The organism is Cocleimonas flava (genome assembly GCF_004339015.1).
GTDB lineage: Bacteria > Pseudomonadota > Gammaproteobacteria > Thiotrichales > Thiotrichaceae > Cocleimonas > Cocleimonas flava.
Genome location: NZ_SMFQ01000002.1, coordinates 798,350 through 815,967, shown reverse-complemented (window position 1 = coordinate 815,967; position 17,618 = coordinate 798,350). Strand labels below are relative to the sequence as shown.

Here is a 17,618-nt window from a genome sequence, read left to right as displayed (position 1 = left end):
GGGGTGACTTACCCTCCTGCTTTAGTTTCCAAAAGTACTCAAATCATTCACTCATAAGCAACTCACCCATTTAAAATCACTAAAATGGGGCGCTATTGTCCTTTTTTCGCTCTTCTTCAGATTCACGTATCCACAGCTCGTAATCCATTCCCGTTGAAAACAAACACAATAGGATTCCCATTCCATCGTTTGGTGTGCTGCCGTCTTTAGTGATTATACCGATGGGAATTAAATTGATGACCGCGCCAGCAAGTGCGGCAAAAGCAAAGCTTTGTAGAGCAATGCGCATATAGTCATTGCTAATGGAAAAGAATCCTTCAGCCCCGCCGAGATAGATAAAAATGAGAAAGAATAGAAGGAGCTCTATGCCAGGGCCAGCGAAGTAAATCAGTGCATGTTTATAACGTGCTAAATGGGTTGTTTTGGGTGCAATCTGCACAAAACCTTCAAGCGGAATCGTGCGTATTTCCATGGGAGCACCAAGTAAGCGCGTTTGCGCTAGAATGCGACCAAAGCCAATAACGGTTCTGTCAATACGCCAACCAAGCATCTTCGCCATAATGGCGTGCCCGAATTCATGAATAAATAATAATGGAATCCAGAACACCACAAACAACAATGCGCCTAATTTTTTAGGTTCGTAATTACTGAGTATTTCCATGCTCATCATAAATAGAAAAGCGAGGCTCAGAATAATCACAAAATACTTTTCTGCCTTCGATGCGGGTTCTTTGTCTTTGGCTCTTTCGTCAATATGCATAAGGTTTACATTTAAGTCTATAATCAGGCTCATTATACCAGTGGATCATAAGTGGATTAAATCATGTCAGAAAAACCTTTCAAGCTACCTGAGATCAATGAAGAAGTCCCTTTGCCGAGAATAAAAGAGATTTGCGAACATTTTAATCTGCCTGACTTGTGGCTGAAAATAAAAAATGATCCACCTGCGCTGGTGTTTGTTAGTGATGGTTGTACCATGTGGCCAAATGTGACTGGCGGCAAAAGTATCTATCAGGCATGTTTCTTACACGACTTAAAATATTGGGCAGGCTATCCCGGTGAAGATGTTGAAAGGTTGGTTGCTGATGCCGAATTAATGATTGATGTCGCTCGCTTAAGAGGCTCAACCAAAATGGCGGAAACGATGTTTCATGGCGTAAGAGTTGGCGGCATGGGTCAGCTTAATCTGGCATTTTCCTGGGGTTTTGGAAGGGTGATATAAGCGACGAGTTCGGCTTTATGCCTGCAAATCTATCTTGCTCGTTTCCGCCGCTGTTTCCATCACAACCATGGTTTTTGATTCTCTAACATCTGGCAAAGTATGTAAGATATCACCGAGTAATTGTCTATATATCGCGATATTCTCAATGCGGATTTTTAATAGATAATCAAAGTCGCCAGAAACCAGATGGCATTCCTGAATTTGAGGCCATTTGGCTACCGCTTGTTTGAATTCAGAAAACACATCAGCTTTACGATAAGTGAGGTTGATTTCAACAAATACTAATAGACCAGAGCCCAGTAAATCGGCATTCAGGTTTGCGGTGTAACTTTTGATATAGCCTTGCTTTTCCAATCGTCTAACGCGTTCCAGGCAAGGTGACGTACTTAAGCCTACTAACTTCCCTAAATCAACATACGAAATTCGCCCATTGTTTTGCATTTCTTGCAGAATGCGGCGATCGATTCTATCGAGATTTTTTATTTCATCTGTTTCTATTGCCATAATATTTACTGTATTTTTATTATCTACGAGTATATTTTAGGAAGTTTATGCAAATTCAGCAAAATAATTTTTCGATGATTGCCATAATAAATCGAGACTAGTGCGTAACAGTAGAGAGTGACCAAGCGTAACTATGTCATTCAATTGGCATTTTTAAAACAAATCTAATGGGGAAGAATTTTAAGCATCAGTAGTAAATTTATTAAGCCACCCCCCTACTTACGGGCACTTTTTTAAAGATTGTTTCAATTTATTGAAAACTTACTCTTTATCGAAGCTATCCACAATAATAGCGCCCATGGAAGCAGGCATTGTAATCACAATAAGCCGTCTTAATGCGATATCTGGCTCCGTCAGTAATGGGAATTTATCCAGCGAAGACAGCACCAGCGCGACAACAAATGCAGCAATCAAATAGGCAATAATAATGCGTACCACAAATACGGGAACTCTATATTTGATGTTTGACTGGAACACGCTACCATAAGCGAAAAAGCTAAGAAAAGTCACAGATAAGATGAAGACCAGAAACAGATTTGATAAGGGCAGCTTTTCTCCGATTCTCCACGCTTCTTCCGAGAATGAAATGGGAACGGCTAAAGCAAACGATCCAATCGCAACCTGACTGGCATCTTCTAAGTTAAAGCTTAGATTCATAGTGGTTCCTTGGGTTTTAAACGGACGTATTGGTGGCGTTATTCATTGTTTGAGTTATTTATTGTTTAGCATAGCAGTTATCAACGGCTTATTGGTTTTTCTAACTCTTGAATCGAATACCCAGTCTCATCCATTCTCTCTGTCATCAGTTGTTGCGCATCTAATAAACCACGGTTGTAAAAGTGTGCACCGATTTCTTTGGCGAAAAAATCAATTAAGAATTCAGCATCAAAACTGCCGATGTCTTGATCGAGCTCATCGCTAAAGTATTTTTGCACCTTGTGAACGATTTCAGTTTTTTCTTCGGTTGCAAAGGTAATCTCACTCATGTTGGTGCTTCCTCAATCTGTAGGACTTATTTTATGATTGAAAGGGAAAATGGATACTGGAAATCTCCAATTTTATACACAGAAAATGCTGCCATTCCCGCAAAAATAATGCCACCAATGCCAGTCATAAAAGCGATCGCGAGCAGTGGTTTAATAATCACCGACAATAATGCGAAGACAAACACAATAAGTAATATAGTCAGCTGAAAATTAATCGCTTTTTTGCCTTGTTCGTTAAGATACGGGCTGTCCCCTCTTTTAAGAAACCACACAATTAAAGGGCCGAGTACTAATCCGGGGGCTAATAATAATCCGATTAAAGCTGCCGCATGCATAGCGCTAGCCCATTTACGTTCTTCTGGGGTTTGCGGTAGTAAATCATTACTCATTGTTGTTCCTTTGGTATATTTATTTCTAACAGGCTATGTGTGTAAGCTATACGTCTAATAGGGCGTTTAAGTGGCTATAATGCATTGATAATGTCGCGGTTATCGGAATTTATCTAGCACGGCGCTCTATTTTGTTATAATCATGCCATATTCATGTTTTTCAAGGTAAATCAGATGAAAACCATAACACATTGGTTACTTATTCTTTCATGCACTTTCGCAACTGCGGCAATGGCAGAAGGTTTTTATAAGTGGAAAGATGCACACGGTAATACTCAATATGGTGACCAACCTCCCGCGAATGCAAAAGCGGAACGTATGAATATGCCAAAACTTACGGTGATAGAGAATTACGGTGAGCAGTGGAAGCCTGTGAATTTTCCGAAAGAATCTGATCCTTATCAACAAGAAGAAAAAGCGAAGGCAACCGCTGGCGCTTACACAACCTTATCCTTTATCGCGCCAAAGGCGAATCAACCTATTCGTGCAAATGATGGTGATGTCTCTGCGATAATTAGCCTTAAGCCAAAACTAAAGCCGGGTCATGCGATCACGTTCTCTATCGATGGCAAAGAAGTCGCGAAAGGTAGTTCTCGTACGAATAATTTCACTAATCTGGCACGTGGTGATCACACCATTAACGTCAACATAATCAACGAGTCGGGCAAAGTGTTAAAGAGTCAGTCTGTGACCTTCACCGTTCTTCGTTTCTCTAAGTTATTCAAGAAAAACTCAGCGGTAAAACCTGCAACGAACAATAACGTAGCGAGTTCAACACCTAACCAATAAAAAAACGCCCCAAAGTAGGGGGGTGGCTTTGGTCGTTATTTTTTAGTGTTTGCGAGTGATTCTACTACTAAGAATAACGTCAAAGATAAGAAGCTCAATTCGCTGTGCTACAATCAAAAAAACAGTAAAGAGTTAACAGGGGTATTTGCAATATCACGTTGTGTCTCGTTATCCTGTTGTAACATTTCTTTGAGGCTAATTGGCGGATGAAGTACTGCAATCAATGTGGTGAAAAAGTAGACCAGGCAATTCCTGAAAATGATAATCGCCTGCGCTATGTCTGCGTTTCCTGCGAGACAATTCACTATCAAAATCCCAATATTGTTGCTGGCACTCTGCCCTTAATCATGGGCGATGATGGCAGAGAAAAAGTATTGCTGTGCAAGCGTGCGATTGAGCCTCGTTATGGCTTATGGACGTTACCTGCAGGCTTTATGGAAAACGGTGAAACGGTAGAAGCAGCAGCCCTAAGAGAATCGCAGGAAGAAGCAAACGTAGAGCTTGATAACCTCAAACTATATTCAGTGATGAGCATGCCCCAAATCAATCAGGTGTATATGATTTTCAAGGGTGATATCGTGGGTAATAGCTTTTCACCCGGTATCGAAAGCCTTGAGACGCAGTTGTTTGATGAAGAAGATATTCCATGGTCAGAGATGGCATTTAACGTCATCACCCAAACCTTACAATGCTATTTTGACGATCGAAAAAAACAACACCGCAGTCAACTAACTGATTATCAGGTACACAACCTGGTTTACCAGGTGCCGAAAAAATACCTCAATACCGATAAAACCTAGTATCGGTTGTATTGATTGTATTGATTGTGTTGGCAGCATCAGTAATTTCAGGCTAAAAGCACTTCCCAGTAATTTCAAAGACCATTTCAAATGATAAAAAATACCCGGGCAAAAATAGATTTCTCATTGAGTTGGGTCAGCGCCACAGCCCAGCATTGTGATGTCTTTCATGCGGAAGATATCGATTTAACCAAGGATGTTTTTCCTGAAGGTTTCGCTGATAAACTGAAAGCATTAGCAGTAGGCGAGAGCAATACGGAAACCTTTCCGGCTAATGGCTTGCTAAGCACTGGATTCGACCCTGACAAAGTTAAAACCTTTAACGTTAAGGATTTTGACTCGACCTTTCGTGGTCAGAATATTGTGCCCAAGTTATACCGCTATTTCCCAAGTGCGGTAGCTTGCAAAGGACTCGGTACTGACCCAAGAGATTTAAACCCCTTCCGTATAATGTCTATGGAAGGCGAGAATATGACGGGTGATTACAATCATCCCTTAGCGAAATACTTTTTAACCTTATCCGCTACTATCGTCGAATGGCTTGAGCCTGAAACATCATCGGTAACGGCCGCTGATCAGGAAATAAAAAGAAAAAAACATATCGGCAAACTGGTCTGTAACAGAGGTCCCGGCATGCAAGTACCTTTTGAGTATGGCGAGCCTTCCTACTTTGATGAATATCCGTTTAAACGCTTAGATGAAACGGATGATGCAGCGTTTTATAAAGAGCCACGCATGGATCATCATCTGGATGCTACAGCCATTGCTGAAATTACTCAGCTGCACAATACTTTACTCAACAAGCATTCCAGAGTGCTCGATTTAATGAGCAGTTGGAGCTCTCCCCTTAGTGATGAATTATCATTGACTCACGTCACGGGTTTGGGGATGAATCAGGAAGAGTTGAAAGCAAATAAACGACTGAATGATTTCACTGTTCAGGATCTAAACCTTCAGCAGATTTTGCCTTATGCCGATGGCCAGTTCGATGCGGCAATCTGTACGGCGTCAATAGAGTACTTAACCTATCCATTAAAAATCATGACAGAAGTAGCGCGGGTAATTAAACCCGGTGGAAAGTTTGTGGTGACATTTTCCGAGCGCTGTTTTCCCAGCAAAGCAATCACGCTGTGGTCACAACTTCACCCATTCGAAAGAATGCAACTGGTACTGGAATACTTTAGAGACTCAGGATTATTTAGCGACTTAAATACCTATTCTAAACGTGGCATGCCAAGGCCAGCGGATGATCAGTATTTTGACGAGATAAAAACCTCAGATCCTGTATACGCCATTTGGGGCACAGTAGAATCGCCTGAGTTAGATTAATAGAAAAAAGTGCCCCAAAGTAGGGGGGTGACTTTTAGTCTACTCAAGAATAAGTAAACCCATCGCAGATTTCGTCAGAAATCGTCGATGTACATTGCTATATCTGGATTACTCACTGCTATAACGACTAAATATGTAATTCGTTGTAATTTTGTGTAAAAGAAACAGCAAAAGCAGCAAGCTATGGCAAAATACAACTTCTTATTAAAATTAGATAATAATTATGGCTGATATATTACTTGTAGATGACGATACAGAACTAACGAGTATGTTAGGTGAATACCTTACTTCTGAATCGTTTAATGTCGATCAGGCTAATGATGGTTTAGCGGGTTTGAATCAAGCGCGTAGCAAAAATTATGATGCTATTGTGTTAGATGTGATGATGCCTGAAATGGATGGATTTTCAGTATTGCGTGAATTACGTCAAAGCCAGTCAACACCGGTAATAATGTTAACCGCAAAGGGCGAAGACATCGATAGAATCGTCGGTCTTGAAATGGGTGCCGATGATTATTTACCCAAGCCGTGTAACCCAAGAGAACTTGTCGCCCGATTAAAAGCTGTTTTACGAAGAACGCAATTTGCGCCTGAAGTACAAGAAGAAATCAAAACAGGTGATTTGGAAGTACAGCCAAAATCGCGCAAAGCGTATTACAAATCAGAGCCTTTACCGCTAACCAGCAGTGAATATAACTTACTAGAAGCACTGGCTCGTCAAGTCGGTCAAGTAGTTGATAAAGAAACACTTTCAGAGCAAGCCTTAGGCAAAAAACTGACTGCTTACGATCGTAGTATCGATATGCACATGAGTAAATTACGCCAGAAATTGGGTGATGAAAATCAGGATTTGATTCAAACCGTTCGCGGCATTGGATATCAATTAACGGTTCAATCGTAAGCCAGTAATGGGTCGTTTATTCTGGAAAATCTTTTTGTGGTTTTGGATCACACTTATTTTGATAGGTGTAGGTGCTTCGTGGGGCACCGCCATTTACATCAAGAATTCTGATGATAATACGCAACAGGAATATCGTTCCCGTTTTATTGATAACCGTGTTGAGTCGTTGAGACAGATTCTGTATTACGGTGGTGAAGAAGCGGCGATAGAATTTCTCGAAAATAAAAAACTCACTTCGCGCCGCCTGGACTTTTTTGTTGTCGATGGTTTTGGCAATGATGTTTTAGGCCGCCCATTTTCAGTAGATGCACCCGATTTAAATGAGTTTGAGTCTGTTGAGTCAATAGATGGCGTCACCTACAGAATATTCACCGCAGCACCCAAAAGAGCAAAAAACATAAGCACTGTTTCGCAAATGTATCGACCTTTCCGAGGTTCGGAGGGAGTGTTCTTCCTGTGGTTTGCCATCGCCATTTTATTAAGTAGTCTAGTATGTTTTTGGTTGGCCTGGTACTTAACGAAACCGATTAAGAAACTGCAATCTGCTGCAAAAGAATTCTCGCAAGGCAAGTTAGATACCCGAGTCGCAAAAGAAATGGGTGGTCGTCGAGATGAAATTGCTGATCTTGGCAGAGACTTTGATCAAATGGCAACCCAGCTGCAGGGCCTGATCACCAATCAAAAACAATTGTTGAGTGATATTTCTCACGAGTTGCGCTCACCTTTGGCACGCATGCATGTGGCAATCGCTTTGGCCCGGAAGAAAACGGGTGCTGAAGTAGACACCGAAATGCAAAGAATCGAGTACGAAACAGAACGTCTTAATGAGCTCGTTGGTTTATCACTAACGCTTTCAAGATTAGATGCTGGTGCGCTTTATCCAAAAGATGATTTTATCGATATTGCAGAATTGTTAGAGGCAATTATTGCAGATTGTGATTTTGAAGCGAGCAGCAAAAATAAAAAAGTCATTTTACAGCATTCGCAATCATGGACATTAAACGCCAATGTCGAACTGTTACATCGCGCCTTAGAAAATATTATTCGAAATGCGATTCGATATACCAAAGAAGGCACAGAAGTTACAGTAGCGATTACCATTAAGGATAAATCACATATTCAGATTTCTATTTGCGATCGTGGCCCTGGTGTTCCAGAAGATAAACTGAAACGCTTGTTCGAACCTTTTGTCAGGCTTTCAGAAGCCAGAGATAGAGATAGCGGTGGCTATGGCCTAGGTTTGGCGATAGCGCAGCGTTCAATCGTTTTCCATCAGGGTGAAATTGTTGCCAGAAATAGAGATCAAGGCGGATTGTGCATTGATATTATTTTACCTGTAGAAGAATAATTGAATTTGATCTAGAGATTAATAAACGGTTCACCAGCTATTAATCGCTAAAGTAATAAAATAACGAAAAAAGTGAATTAAAAAGTAAAGACCAGCAATAAGAATAAAATTAATTTACACAAATTTACATAGAGTAAACCCTTATTTACACCGTTTAAGCTCATAATTAATTCATCGAAACAATGAATGAAAAATACAAGCTGGCAAATAATTTACTCACTGGTGCTCTCTTAAGTAGCAGATGAATATTAAAAAGCTCAGCGTTATTAAAATGGAGAAAATCATGAAAAATAAAATGACAAAAAGACTATTCTTAAGCTCTATGGTTGCTGGTGCTTTAGCGATGGGTACTATGGCGAGTGCTGATTCCATGTGCAATAAAGGTGGAAAACACGGCAAGAAAGGCATGGATAAATCAGAATTTATGCAGAAGCGTTTTGACCGCATGTCTACGAAATTAGGCTTAACTGATGAGCAGAAGACTAAAGTTCAGGAACTGATGCAAAACCACAGAAATGTGATGAAGCCGCTCAGAGATGAAAAGCGCGCATTACGCACTGAGATGATGAATCTTGATCCATCGGCTTCTGATTTTGATGCAAAGGTTGAAGACATTGCAAACAGAGAGTCTGCAATCGTTCGACAAACTACCATTGCACAAGCAAATAAACGTAAGCAAATGGCTAGAATTCTAACTCCAGAACAGCAAGCTGCGAAAAAAGCGATGCATGAAAACCGTAAATCTAGACACGGCAAGAAAAGAAAGTATGCGGAATAAGCAGTAATCTAATCGTTTTAACCCTAATAAAAAGGCGGATCATTTGATCCGCCTTTTTATTATCTGCGCTTTGTCTGAACAATCATCTGTCGAAAATAAATAGAAAAAAGTGCCCCAAAGTAGGGGGGTGGCTAATGAGTTCTGATTGCTATGATTGTATTAACTCGCGAAGCTAAGAAGCTTTAAGTGCTGCTTCGTCTTCGACTAAATGCTCTGCAATTAACTCAGTCAAACCCAATACTTCCATATCCATTTCGTTTTCATCAAGACCATCCTCCAGCACTGTTCGGCAATTCGAACACGCAGTAACCATGGTCTCTACTTTTATTTCTTCTAGCTGTGATTTCTTGCGATTGAAAACCTTAAGTCTAAGTTCTTCGGCACGCTCATTCGCGCTGACACCGCCACCGCCTCCGCAGCACCAATTCATACGTCCATGATCTTTCATTTCGGTAATGTCAGACGCAACGCTCGCAAGCAGTTCTCGCGGTTGCGCTTCAACACCGCCACGACGAACAATTTGGCAAGGGTCGTGGAAAGTCATTCTCGAGGTTTCCATTCCAGAGGTTTTGATGCGACCACTGCGGTAAAGCTCATCGAGTAATTCAAGAATATGCACCACGCCAAAGCTAAACTTTTTACCCAGATAGTTCGGGCCATTCCAGCGAATTGCGGCGTAAGCGTGACCGCACTCGGGACTTACTACGTATTTTACGTTGAGCTTTTCTGCGGCTGTCACAATCCTGCCGACTAATTCTGTGGCAATCGTATTGTTACCCATCTGCAAACCAGAGTTAGTGGCTTCAAAGGCTTCAGTTGAAATCGTCCAGTTCACACCAGCATGATGGAAAATACGCGTTAGTGAAGCAATATACTCGGGAAAGGTAACGACCTCATTGGCAGAAATCGTGACCATATAATCTGCATCTTGCACATCAAATGGCACAGTTAGGCCGGTATCTGCCTCGATATGTTTAATATGTGCTTGAAGTGCGGGCAAAATATTACCCATTGGGCTACCAAATTCGAGCGTTCTCTGGGCCGCGCCAACCAGACCTTCTGGCGTATAACCAGCTGCTGACAAGCCTTGTTTGACTCTGGCAATAATATCCGCCACATCGATGCCCATTGGGCACACCATGCTACAGCGCCCACACATGGAACAGCCGTCGTAGACTAACTCTTCCCAGTCGGCAAAATCAGCTTCTGTAAGTGGTTTCGATAATCCCAGTTTACTTGCGAATTTGCCCCAGAAGGAATACTCCTGCTTCCACAGTTTGCGCAGAGGTTCGGTTTTATAAATAGGCGTATAACGAGGATCTTTGGTCTCGGTATAAAACAGGCAGGATTCTGCGCAGATGCCACAATTCACACAACTGGAAAAATAGGTTTCTACTTTAGAATCCATTTGTCCACGTAATGCTGTTATTCCTTTTTCTAGTCTTTCGCTCATTGTTTCGCTCATAATGTTCTCCTGTTTACCTGACACTAGGATTTAATTCCACGACGTCCAAACCATGCACCAGTAAAGATACGACTCGGTACAAAAGTGAACGCATGCATCAAGCTGCTAAACGGAAAATAAATCAGAAATAATTCAACGCTAAATCGGTGCAGTAATCGTAAAGAGCTAAACGATTCCAGTAATGCCAAGCAACCTGTGAGTAACACAACAAAGGTCAGAATAGATGAGATGTGATCCCCTTTTGTTGATAAAAGGCGGCTAACTGGGCTCATTATGCGGTGAAGCCATAATAAAATTAAGCCTAAGAAAGCGAGTTGAGCAGCAACCAGAAATCCCCAGTGCGGCAGTGCAGGCCAGGAAAATCCAAGAAAGTGTTTGTCTAAAAATTTGATATGGGGTGCAGCAAAAAATATGACTGCAAACAAGCCTAAGTGGAACACATACCCCGCAATCACCTGAAACTTTATGTGTTTAAACAAACCCTTGTCAGGAATAAAGCGGCTGAAAAGGGTTCGCAACGCGCCAGGGGTTTCAGGTCCTTTAGCCACGGATAAGTCGACTTTGTGTTTGCTGAATATGATGCTACCCAAGCGTAAAATAACACCAGCAAAGAAAATGAATAACGAGAAGTACCATAAAGGCCCATCAATAAAGCTGTCTATCATGAGTATGCTCCTTGTTCTTTTTCACTGGACGGGTCTTTGCTTATTGTGCCTTCGCTTGAGGCGCTCAATTCACCCTCATCATCTTCGTTTGTCTGGGTTTTTTCTTTGTACCAGCGTGAATGATGTGACTTAGCCCAGTTTTCGTCGACCTCGCCCGTATCCATCGCATCGAATGTGCCTTCAACGGTATACACCATCCAGATATGACCGAAGACCATCGCAATCAGTGCCAGTGCGGCAATCGCATGAATCAATAAGGCAAGTTGCGTGCGGTCAATAGTGGGTTCGTAATAAGGGAAAAGTAGCAATAAGCCGGTAATGGATAACACCGTACAAAGCACGATAGTCGCCCAATACAATATTTTTTCGCCGGCATTAAAGTAGCCAACCTCTAAATGCTTTTTGCTAAACAAGCCTCCGACTGTTAACAGCCACTTGAGGTCTCCTTTTGCAGGAAAATTATGTCGCACGTAATAAATCAACATCATTAACAGTGCAACTACCAGCAATGGACCCATCAGGTTATGGCCTTCCTTACTTGCTGAGGCAATGGGGGAAAAGGCACTGGCACCCATTAAAGGGATAATGACGAAGCGCCCAAACAATAACAGTAAGCCGGTAATCGACATGAAACCCACGATGACGACCAGAAACCAATGGGTGATCATTTGCATGGTAGACATTCGGGTGACCGTTTGACCACTCTTTCCATTGGGTATTCTCTGACGCTTTATAAAAAGAAATAAAAGAGCAATTATTCCCAAAGCACCCATCAGAAAATAGCCTCCATAAGGTAATAGTAGTTCTCTACGTACCTTGCGCCATTGGTTGTTTTTGGTATCAATCAGCGTCCCTGATTTCAGGCCTTTGACTTGTGTTCTACCTGAGATGGTTGCATCTCTTTGACGCACATTTCGCCACAAATCACTACCCGGGCTTTGCACGCGTTCTTGTTGCAAGGAAACGGCATCGGCCAAACCAGAATTAGCATCTTTAAGATTCTCTGTCGCAGATACCGAGTTAATATTAAAGCTGAATAGCATCATCATAATGCCCAGAAACCAGAAGTGTTTTAGTTTTGTCATATTCGAATGCTCAATAATTATTTCTATGTCATTAATTATCTTACTTACTTTTAAATTTGAAGGGGGTGCTTAAACCCTAAAAGGTGATATTTATCATCAAATGACTGAGATAAAGGGGGGAGATTCATGTTATGAGGTTTGCTGTAGAATTTAAATATCCTAATTGGATAGGTGCAGCGTTAGGTAGGTTTGGCATTAAATAGCCGCAGCATTCAGCAGATAGGGTATACCCGTTTAGGTTAACTTCGCATTTCTAAGATTCAAATCGTTAATATGAAAAGCAATTAAAGAGGATTTTTTTATTTACTTTGCTTGGGCGCAAAATTGAAATACATTTTCTCGGGTACAAGATCATAAGACCAGGGTAATCCGCTGACTTTCCAGCCGCTGACGGTGCGTTTTCCTTTATCTTTTCCCTCTTTTGCTCTAATACCTTCAAAGCCTTCAACCTGAGAATAGACTTTTTTGAAGCCAGCTTCATGCAATGCTTTCACTGCAAAGGGGGCACGATTACCGGTTGCACACATAATAATCACAGGATTATCGGTGCTCATGTTTTTCGCCTTTAATACATTTTTAATGGCGGCAATAAAGTGTTTGTTTTTAGGCATTTTAAAGGTGCCAAATTTACCTTTTTTCTTCATCTTCCATTCATTGGAATCGAAGCGATAGGGAATGTTGGCATCAACGGTATCGGGGATTCCGGTGTAGTGAATTTCTGCTTCATTTCTGACATCCAGCAACAATACCGTTTCAGGATTACTGGTTTTCATCTCATAAGCTTCTTTTGCACTCAGATATAAATCATACGGTGTGTGCTGCCATTTCTTTGTGAGTTTACTTTTATCGTAAGCAGCAGAAGGCATGCTAATGGTGATCAATAATAAAATGAAAAAGTATTTGTTCATGCTATATCAACACCTTAGTTAGTAAAAAAATGCCTCAAAGTAGGGGGGTGGCTTTGTTTGATTTTAGATAGATCGGTTATCGATTTTTTCCTGACAATTCAGACAAAACGCCACTTCGGGGGTAATACTTAATCGTTGCGGGGAAATCTCATCACCGCAACGATCGCAATAACCATATTCATCGGTTGCGATTTTACCCAGAGCAATCTTAATCTGGCGGATACTTTGCTGGGCTTGTTGCAAGGTGTTATCAATAATCACCGCACGATCTCTTTCTTCGGCAATTTCGCCTGCATCTCTACAATGTGGACGACGTATAAATTCCGCATCCGCTTGTGCAGTTTGTAGAATCGCCTGTTGCTCTTGCAGTTTTTGCTCAAGCGCTATTTTCGTATCCGGAATTTGTTTCGCTTTATCGATTGCCATAAAAGTTAGCTGATTATGTTTACTACTAATGTTAACCACATTAATAGCGCCTAGAAATGATGCTTACACATTTAATTCGGCGGCTAGCGTGGCGAATAAGCCTTTAATTTTAATCAGAACCGGATGATCTTTGACTTGATAATTCGGCGTATAATCATCCAGCGTTTGATGAATCAGTTGTGTTTCACCCTCGTTCTCGATGATTGCCAGACGTAAAGGTAAATCCAGACTCATCATAATATCGGTCTGCATCAACTTTGTGCCAGACAGTGGGTTACCGAAAATAATAGCGCGTGATGCAGGCATTTCAAGATCAACAGATTTTGCATTCGCTTGATGGTCAATATCCGCAAAAATGGTAAAACCTTTTTCTTTTAAGGAGTTTACTACGAGGTCTGCAGCATCTGCTACGCTGTGCTTAATGGTTGTTTTTTTCATCGTTATATATCCAGAATGAGTTAAATATCGTATTACAGTAAAGCGCCGTATACCGTTAAGTAAGGCTTAGTGTAAATGTATTTAACGTTTTACAGAGGTGTTTTATATTAGCACTATTGTTTATCAAATTTATTTCATCCGTTTTGTAAGCGAGCTGCGTATCAACTGTATTACGCTTCAATGAGTCAATTGGATATATTGTGTTTGTAATTATCAATAACCCCCAGCGTCATTGATATAGAAAAAACAGCCTATAAGTAGGGGGGTGACTTAAGCATACTATTATTTCTTAGAATTGGTTCTTGGAAATACATATTAGAAATAACAGGAGTGAACCATGAGTACAGAATTAGCAATACTAGCAGGCGGATGTTTTTGGGGAATGCAGGACCTTATCCGTAAACGTCCAGGCGTTATCGCTACACGCGTTGGTTATACCGGTGGTGATGTAGAGAACGCGACTTACCGCAATCATGGAACGCATGCAGAAGGCATTGAAATTGAATTTGATCCCGAAGTGGTGAGTTATCGCACATTGTTGGAATTCTTCTTTCAGATTCACGATCCATCTACTTTGAATCAACAGGGTAATGATCGCGGCACGTCGTATCGTTCGGGTATTTACTACACCAGCGATGAACAAAAAGCAGTGGCAGAGCAGACCATCGAAGATGTGAATAAATCAGGTAAGTGGCCGGGGAAAGTAGTGACCGAGCTTAGGCCTGCAGGCGATTTCTGGGAGGCTGAGCCAGAACATCAGGACTACCTGGAACGTTATCCTACTGGCTACACTTGCCATGCGATAAGACCAGACTGGACATTATCTTAGTTAGTTCTGACGAGTAATTCCGTTGGATAAAGCCTCAGTTAGCATTGCTTAACTGAGGCTTCAGAGAGTTTTTTTTACTTGTTTCGTTTACTTGATTAACACGGCGCTTAAATCAAGTTTTCCATCCGTGATGGGTGGGCACCAAAAGTAGCTGCCTGTGGTGGGTCGGGTAAAACTGAATAAGCCATCGATAATGCCGTCGTCATTACCAATCATGCGGTGCATCAGGGCTTCAAACGCATCGAATGATTTTCCGAAGGCAACAAATACCAAGCCTTCCTCGGTTTCATTTGCCCACGGCATAGAACGTCTGATGACAAATGCTTCTGGCTCGAAATCTTCCTGTGCGGTGCGTTTTACATGCGCTGATTCTGGGGCATCATCGAGTTCTTCGTTGCTTACCTGATCTCTACCAAAAGTATGATTCTGTTGCTGGCGAGACATCGACTGGAATGTGTCTAGATCATGTGTCCACTGCTGAACAGCAACGAAGCTAGAGCCATTTAGTCCTTTTTCAGAAGATTGGCTGATAGCCGCTTCCAGCGCATCATCACCGGTCGGGTTTTCTGTGCCATCTTCATAGCCTGATAAATCACGGAATTTATCGTAGCGGAATGCATCGGTCACTTTATCGAGTACAAAAGCAGGTGCAAGCGTGTTTCTTATCAAGCGTGCCTTGTGTAATAGATCTCCACGGTCTTCTCCACGAATCCAGCACCATAGTGCGTGAGGCGTGGTTGGGATTTCGATGCCCTTGCCACTAAACTCAGGCATTTTTCTCATATTAGGGACTTCAGCATCCATCGCCAAAATTAATGACTGGCCTAAACCAACGACAATATTCTTTTCTACCGCTATATCGGCAAGTTCCTGCAAAACCGCTTTGGCGTTTGCGCCTGGTTTCAAACGATAGTATTGATAACGGGCAAGTAAGGGAATTTCATCGATAATACCGGTTTGATAAGTCATGCATTGATCCATAGCGCTTTAAAACTAGATCATATCAAAAGGTAAAAATTAAAGCATTTATGATCAATTGCTAAAAAGAGATAGATAGTAAAAGTCTGATCATTTAAAAAATTTACTTTCCGTTACTGTGATTAAAAAAAGTGCCTCTAAGTAGGGGGGTGTATAATAAATAAGCAGAGTTCTCAAAAAGCCCTACAGAATAAGCTTTGCATGCAATTAATAGGCCGCTCATGACTATGATCAGATTGCTCTGAGCATTTATCTTGAATCGGTTGACTCTTGCTATTTAACTGTATAATTTTGACTGAAACACGACTAATAAAAGAGAAAATAGATGTTACTTCCAACAAACGATCTTGAAAAAGCACTCCATAAAGCAGCTGCAGATCACAATGAAGCTCCCGCATTTTATGAAGCATTAATGGAATCTAAAATATTCGTTTTGGGTAAACCAGAAGAGGAAGATACGGGTAACTTCACTTTAGAAGAAGAACAAGCCGTTATTATTCAGCACTGGGAACGCGAGACCGACCAAAGCCCAGTCGTACCCTTCTTTACTTCGTTACAGATGCTACAACAGGCAATTGCTAGCGATGAGCCTTATCTTGAGTTAACCACGGTTGATTTGTTTCAACTAACCATGGGCGCGCCTTTGGTATTAAACCCGAATTCTGAATTTGGTATGGAGTTTGACCCGGAAGATATTGCTATCCTGCTGGATACCGATTTAATGGAAAATAACGAACTCACACTGGATGAACATACCGAAGTACTTCTTGGTATGCCGGAGAATGTCTCTGAAACTTTCACCGGAGTTTTGACAGAATACTTCTCACGTCAAAAAGAAGTTGAAGCCGCATATTTAGGCACCATTCAAATACCAGCAGATGATGACAAAGAGCATTTGATGGTGGGTATTCAAGGTAAGGGTAAATTCGAGAAAATTATCGATACCGCGATTCAAAAGATCTCATTACTCGAAGATGACATGATGTATGAGACGGTCGACTTCTATGTGGTAGACCAGGACGATCCGGATATCAGTCAGTTTATGGTTGAGAACATTGTGCCATTTTACACCGCAGAATCGCGCGTTATGCATTAACGATGTGATAACTAGCTACCCGATTAAATCGTGTAAATGCAATTTACACGCATAAAAAAAGCCCTCTATTGAAGGGCTTTTTTTATGCGTGAGATAAACCTTATTCTTTCTTCTTCGCTCTCTCAGCTTTATCTGTGATTGCTCCGCCCACATCCTGAATATCTTTGCCAGCTCCGGCAATGGTGCTGCAGCCATTTAAGGTAAATAAACCAAATGCTGTGATAAGCGTCACTACTAATAATTTCTTCATATTTTTAGCCCTCTGTTTCTCGTTTAGACAACTGCGTTTTAAATCAGTTTAGGGTGAATTGCAAATCGATATTATTTAATTGTGTCATCTAAATTAAATGACACGTTTAAACCTGACATTAGTGACATTTATGCCGTTAAATTGTCAGCAAGTGACAGTGTTTTGGCACCTAAAATTTAATTTTGCGCACAAAATAGAATTTATTATATTCATTTAAAACAATGTCTTAGGTGTTTTTTGGGAAAGTTGGCATCGTGTTTGCATTATATTAGGCATAACAAAATGGATTAATAATAATTCAAACAGAAGACAAAGAAGCTTAATAAAGCTCGAATGGAATTTTTTAGCAAGCCCCTGAGGCGAAGAGTAGTTTAGTTAATAAATAAAAATAAAATAACTACCAGTCTCTACCCCGTACCTCTCTGCTTTCCC

At 41.2% G+C, this 17,618-nt stretch carries 22 protein-coding genes; 9 read left to right on the top strand and 13 right to left on the bottom strand.

What is annotated here, in order from left to right:
- Window positions 1–79: 79 nt before the first annotated feature.
- Entirely contained in the window at window positions 80–760 is a 681-nt protein-coding gene (locus EV695_RS03760; protein ID WP_131904570.1) for a M50 family metallopeptidase, read from the bottom strand.
- Window positions 761–823: 63 nt separating this feature from the next.
- On the opposite strand from EV695_RS03760, the gene EV695_RS03755 reads away from it, so the two are divergent.
- Window positions 824–1,222: a hypothetical protein gene (locus EV695_RS03755; protein ID WP_131904569.1), complete on the top strand. Its 399-nt coding sequence runs from the start codon at window positions 824–826 to the stop codon at window positions 1,220–1,222.
- 15 nt (window positions 1,223–1,237) lie between these two features.
- Here EV695_RS03755 and EV695_RS03750 read toward each other — a convergent pair whose 3' ends face one another.
- The 4 genes from EV695_RS03750 to EV695_RS03735 form a co-directional block, all read right to left on the bottom strand.
- A complete protein-coding gene (locus EV695_RS03750) occupies window positions 1,238–1,726 on the bottom strand; it encodes an Lrp/AsnC ligand binding domain-containing protein (RefSeq protein ID WP_131904568.1) in 489 nt (162 codons plus the stop codon).
- A gap of 261 nt (window positions 1,727–1,987) precedes the next feature.
- Window positions 1,988–2,383, bottom strand: coding sequence for a DUF2391 family protein (locus tag EV695_RS03745; RefSeq protein WP_131904567.1), 396 nt, complete (start codon window positions 2,381–2,383; stop codon window positions 1,988–1,990).
- Window positions 2,384–2,463: 80 nt separating this feature from the next.
- Window positions 2,464–2,712 (bottom strand): DUF2164 domain-containing protein, encoded by a 249-nt coding sequence (locus EV695_RS03740; RefSeq protein ID WP_131904566.1) that lies wholly within the window; start codon window positions 2,710–2,712, stop codon window positions 2,464–2,466.
- Between the two features lie 26 nt (window positions 2,713–2,738).
- Entirely contained in the window at window positions 2,739–3,101 is a 363-nt protein-coding gene (locus tag EV695_RS03735) for a DUF4870 domain-containing protein (protein WP_131904565.1), read from the bottom strand.
- Window positions 3,102–3,275: 174 nt separating this feature from the next.
- On the opposite strand from EV695_RS03735, the gene EV695_RS03730 reads away from it, so the two are divergent.
- The 6 genes from EV695_RS03730 (at window position 3,276) to EV695_RS03705 (ending at window position 9,046) form a co-directional block, all read left to right on the top strand.
- The gene (locus tag EV695_RS03730; RefSeq protein ID WP_165874608.1) at window positions 3,276–3,890 is read left to right on the top strand and encodes a DUF4124 domain-containing protein; all 615 of its coding nucleotides are present in this window, start codon (window positions 3,276–3,278) and stop codon (window positions 3,888–3,890) included.
- Between the two features lie 206 nt (window positions 3,891–4,096).
- Window positions 4,097–4,690, top strand: coding sequence for an NUDIX hydrolase (locus EV695_RS03725; RefSeq protein ID WP_131904563.1), 594 nt, complete (start codon window positions 4,097–4,099; stop codon window positions 4,688–4,690).
- Window positions 4,691–4,780: 90 nt separating this feature from the next.
- Window positions 4,781–6,019 carry a class I SAM-dependent methyltransferase gene (locus tag EV695_RS03720; protein WP_131904562.1) on the top strand — a complete coding sequence of 413 codons (1,239 nt, stop codon included), beginning with the start codon at window positions 4,781–4,783 and terminating at the stop codon, window positions 6,017–6,019.
- 223 nt (window positions 6,020–6,242) lie between these two features.
- On the top strand, window positions 6,243–6,920 hold the full coding sequence (locus tag EV695_RS03715; RefSeq protein WP_131904561.1) for a response regulator transcription factor: 678 nt from the start codon (window positions 6,243–6,245) through the stop codon (window positions 6,918–6,920).
- 34 nt (window positions 6,921–6,954) lie between these two features.
- Window positions 6,955–8,268 (top strand): ATP-binding protein, encoded by a 1,314-nt coding sequence (locus EV695_RS03710; protein ID WP_165874607.1) that lies wholly within the window; start codon window positions 6,955–6,957, stop codon window positions 8,266–8,268.
- A gap of 283 nt (window positions 8,269–8,551) precedes the next feature.
- On the top strand, window positions 8,552–9,046 hold the full coding sequence (locus EV695_RS03705; protein ID WP_165874606.1) for a Spy/CpxP family protein refolding chaperone: 495 nt from the start codon (window positions 8,552–8,554) through the stop codon (window positions 9,044–9,046).
- A gap of 172 nt (window positions 9,047–9,218) precedes the next feature.
- Here EV695_RS03705 and EV695_RS03700 read toward each other — a convergent pair whose 3' ends face one another.
- From EV695_RS03700 to EV695_RS03675, 6 genes are all read right to left on the bottom strand, one after another.
- Window positions 9,219–10,511, bottom strand: a complete 1,293-nt coding sequence (locus EV695_RS03700; protein WP_243651453.1) for a (Fe-S)-binding protein — start codon at window positions 10,509–10,511, stop codon at window positions 9,219–9,221.
- A gap of 23 nt (window positions 10,512–10,534) precedes the next feature.
- Window positions 10,535–11,176 (bottom strand): hypothetical protein, encoded by a 642-nt coding sequence (locus EV695_RS03695; RefSeq protein ID WP_131904558.1) that lies wholly within the window; start codon window positions 11,174–11,176, stop codon window positions 10,535–10,537.
- Window positions 11,173–12,261 (bottom strand): formate dehydrogenase subunit gamma, encoded by a 1,089-nt coding sequence (locus tag EV695_RS03690; protein ID WP_131904557.1) that lies wholly within the window; start codon window positions 12,259–12,261, stop codon window positions 11,173–11,175. Before EV695_RS03690 ends, EV695_RS03695 begins: the two co-directional genes overlap by 4 nt.
- 299 nt (window positions 12,262–12,560) lie before the next feature.
- On the bottom strand, window positions 12,561–13,169 hold the full coding sequence (locus EV695_RS03685; RefSeq protein ID WP_131904556.1) for a rhodanese-like domain-containing protein: 609 nt from the start codon (window positions 13,167–13,169) through the stop codon (window positions 12,561–12,563).
- 63 nt (window positions 13,170–13,232) lie between these two features.
- Window positions 13,233–13,595: a TraR/DksA family transcriptional regulator gene (locus EV695_RS03680; protein ID WP_131904555.1), complete on the bottom strand. Its 363-nt coding sequence runs from the start codon at window positions 13,593–13,595 to the stop codon at window positions 13,233–13,235.
- Window positions 13,596–13,658: 63 nt separating this feature from the next.
- Window positions 13,659–14,033: a DUF302 domain-containing protein gene (locus EV695_RS03675; RefSeq protein ID WP_131904554.1), complete on the bottom strand. Its 375-nt coding sequence runs from the start codon at window positions 14,031–14,033 to the stop codon at window positions 13,659–13,661.
- Window positions 14,034–14,370: 337 nt separating this feature from the next.
- Here EV695_RS03675 and msrA point away from each other — a divergent pair, with 337 nt between their 5' ends.
- Complete coding sequence (gene msrA, locus EV695_RS03670; protein WP_131904553.1) at window positions 14,371–14,862, top strand: peptide-methionine (S)-S-oxide reductase MsrA; 492 nt, start codon at window positions 14,371–14,373, stop codon at window positions 14,860–14,862.
- Window positions 14,863–14,949: 87 nt separating this feature from the next.
- Here msrA and EV695_RS03665 read toward each other — a convergent pair whose 3' ends face one another.
- Window positions 14,950–15,831 carry a Dyp-type peroxidase gene (locus tag EV695_RS03665; protein WP_131904552.1) on the bottom strand — a complete coding sequence of 294 codons (882 nt, stop codon included), beginning with the start codon at window positions 15,829–15,831 and terminating at the stop codon, window positions 14,950–14,952.
- Between the two features lie 334 nt (window positions 15,832–16,165).
- On the opposite strand from EV695_RS03665, the gene EV695_RS03660 reads away from it, so the two are divergent.
- A complete protein-coding gene (locus tag EV695_RS03660) occupies window positions 16,166–16,936 on the top strand; it encodes an enhanced serine sensitivity protein SseB C-terminal domain-containing protein (RefSeq protein WP_131904551.1) in 771 nt (256 codons plus the stop codon).
- A 100-nt stretch (window positions 16,937–17,036) separates the two neighbouring features.
- Here EV695_RS03660 and EV695_RS03655 read toward each other — a convergent pair whose 3' ends face one another.
- Window positions 17,037–17,186 carry an entericidin A/B family lipoprotein gene (locus EV695_RS03655; protein ID WP_131904550.1) on the bottom strand — a complete coding sequence of 50 codons (150 nt, stop codon included), beginning with the start codon at window positions 17,184–17,186 and terminating at the stop codon, window positions 17,037–17,039.
- Window positions 17,187–17,618 lie beyond the last annotated feature (432 nt).

Coding starts and splice junctions, on each gene's coding strand:
- EV695_RS03755 (WP_131904569.1), top strand. CDS start 824: ATGTCAGAAAAACCTTTCAAGCTACCTGAGATCAATGAAGAAGTCCCT.
- EV695_RS03745 (WP_131904567.1), bottom strand. CDS start 2,383: ATGAATCTAAGCTTTAACTTAGAAGATGCCAGTCAGGTTGCGATTGGA.
- EV695_RS03725 (WP_131904563.1), top strand. CDS start 4,097: ATGAAGTACTGCAATCAATGTGGTGAAAAAGTAGACCAGGCAATTCCT.
- msrA (WP_131904553.1), top strand. CDS start 14,371: ATGAGTACAGAATTAGCAATACTAGCAGGCGGATGTTTTTGGGGAATG.
- EV695_RS03660 (WP_131904551.1), top strand. CDS start 16,166: ATGTTACTTCCAACAAACGATCTTGAAAAAGCACTCCATAAAGCAGCT.
- EV695_RS03760 (WP_131904570.1), bottom strand. CDS start 760: ATGCATATTGACGAAAGAGCCAAAGACAAAGAACCCGCATCGAAGGCA.
- EV695_RS03690 (WP_131904557.1), bottom strand. CDS start 12,261: ATGACAAAACTAAAACACTTCTGGTTTCTGGGCATTATGATGATGCTA.
- EV695_RS03730 (WP_165874608.1), top strand. CDS start 3,276: ATGAAAACCATAACACATTGGTTACTTATTCTTTCATGCACTTTCGCA.
- EV695_RS03700 (WP_243651453.1), bottom strand. CDS start 10,511: ATGAGCGAAACAATGAGCGAAAGACTAGAAAAAGGAATAACAGCATTA.
- EV695_RS03720 (WP_131904562.1), top strand. CDS start 4,781: ATGATAAAAAATACCCGGGCAAAAATAGATTTCTCATTGAGTTGGGTC.
- EV695_RS03665 (WP_131904552.1), bottom strand. CDS start 15,831: ATGACTTATCAAACCGGTATTATCGATGAAATTCCCTTACTTGCCCGT.
- EV695_RS03685 (WP_131904556.1), bottom strand. CDS start 13,169: ATGAACAAATACTTTTTCATTTTATTATTGATCACCATTAGCATGCCT.
- EV695_RS03695 (WP_131904558.1), bottom strand. CDS start 11,176: ATGATAGACAGCTTTATTGATGGGCCTTTATGGTACTTCTCGTTATTC.
- EV695_RS03715 (WP_131904561.1), top strand. CDS start 6,243: ATGGCTGATATATTACTTGTAGATGACGATACAGAACTAACGAGTATG.
- EV695_RS03750 (WP_131904568.1), bottom strand. CDS start 1,726: ATGGCAATAGAAACAGATGAAATAAAAAATCTCGATAGAATCGATCGC.
- EV695_RS03675 (WP_131904554.1), bottom strand. CDS start 14,033: ATGAAAAAAACAACCATTAAGCACAGCGTAGCAGATGCTGCAGACCTC.
- EV695_RS03740 (WP_131904566.1), bottom strand. CDS start 2,712: ATGAGTGAGATTACCTTTGCAACCGAAGAAAAAACTGAAATCGTTCAC.
- EV695_RS03735 (WP_131904565.1), bottom strand. CDS start 3,101: ATGAGTAATGATTTACTACCGCAAACCCCAGAAGAACGTAAATGGGCT.
- EV695_RS03655 (WP_131904550.1), bottom strand. CDS start 17,186: ATGAAGAAATTATTAGTAGTGACGCTTATCACAGCATTTGGTTTATTT.
- EV695_RS03680 (WP_131904555.1), bottom strand. CDS start 13,595: ATGGCAATCGATAAAGCGAAACAAATTCCGGATACGAAAATAGCGCTT.
- EV695_RS03705 (WP_165874606.1), top strand. CDS start 8,552: ATGAAAAATAAAATGACAAAAAGACTATTCTTAAGCTCTATGGTTGCT.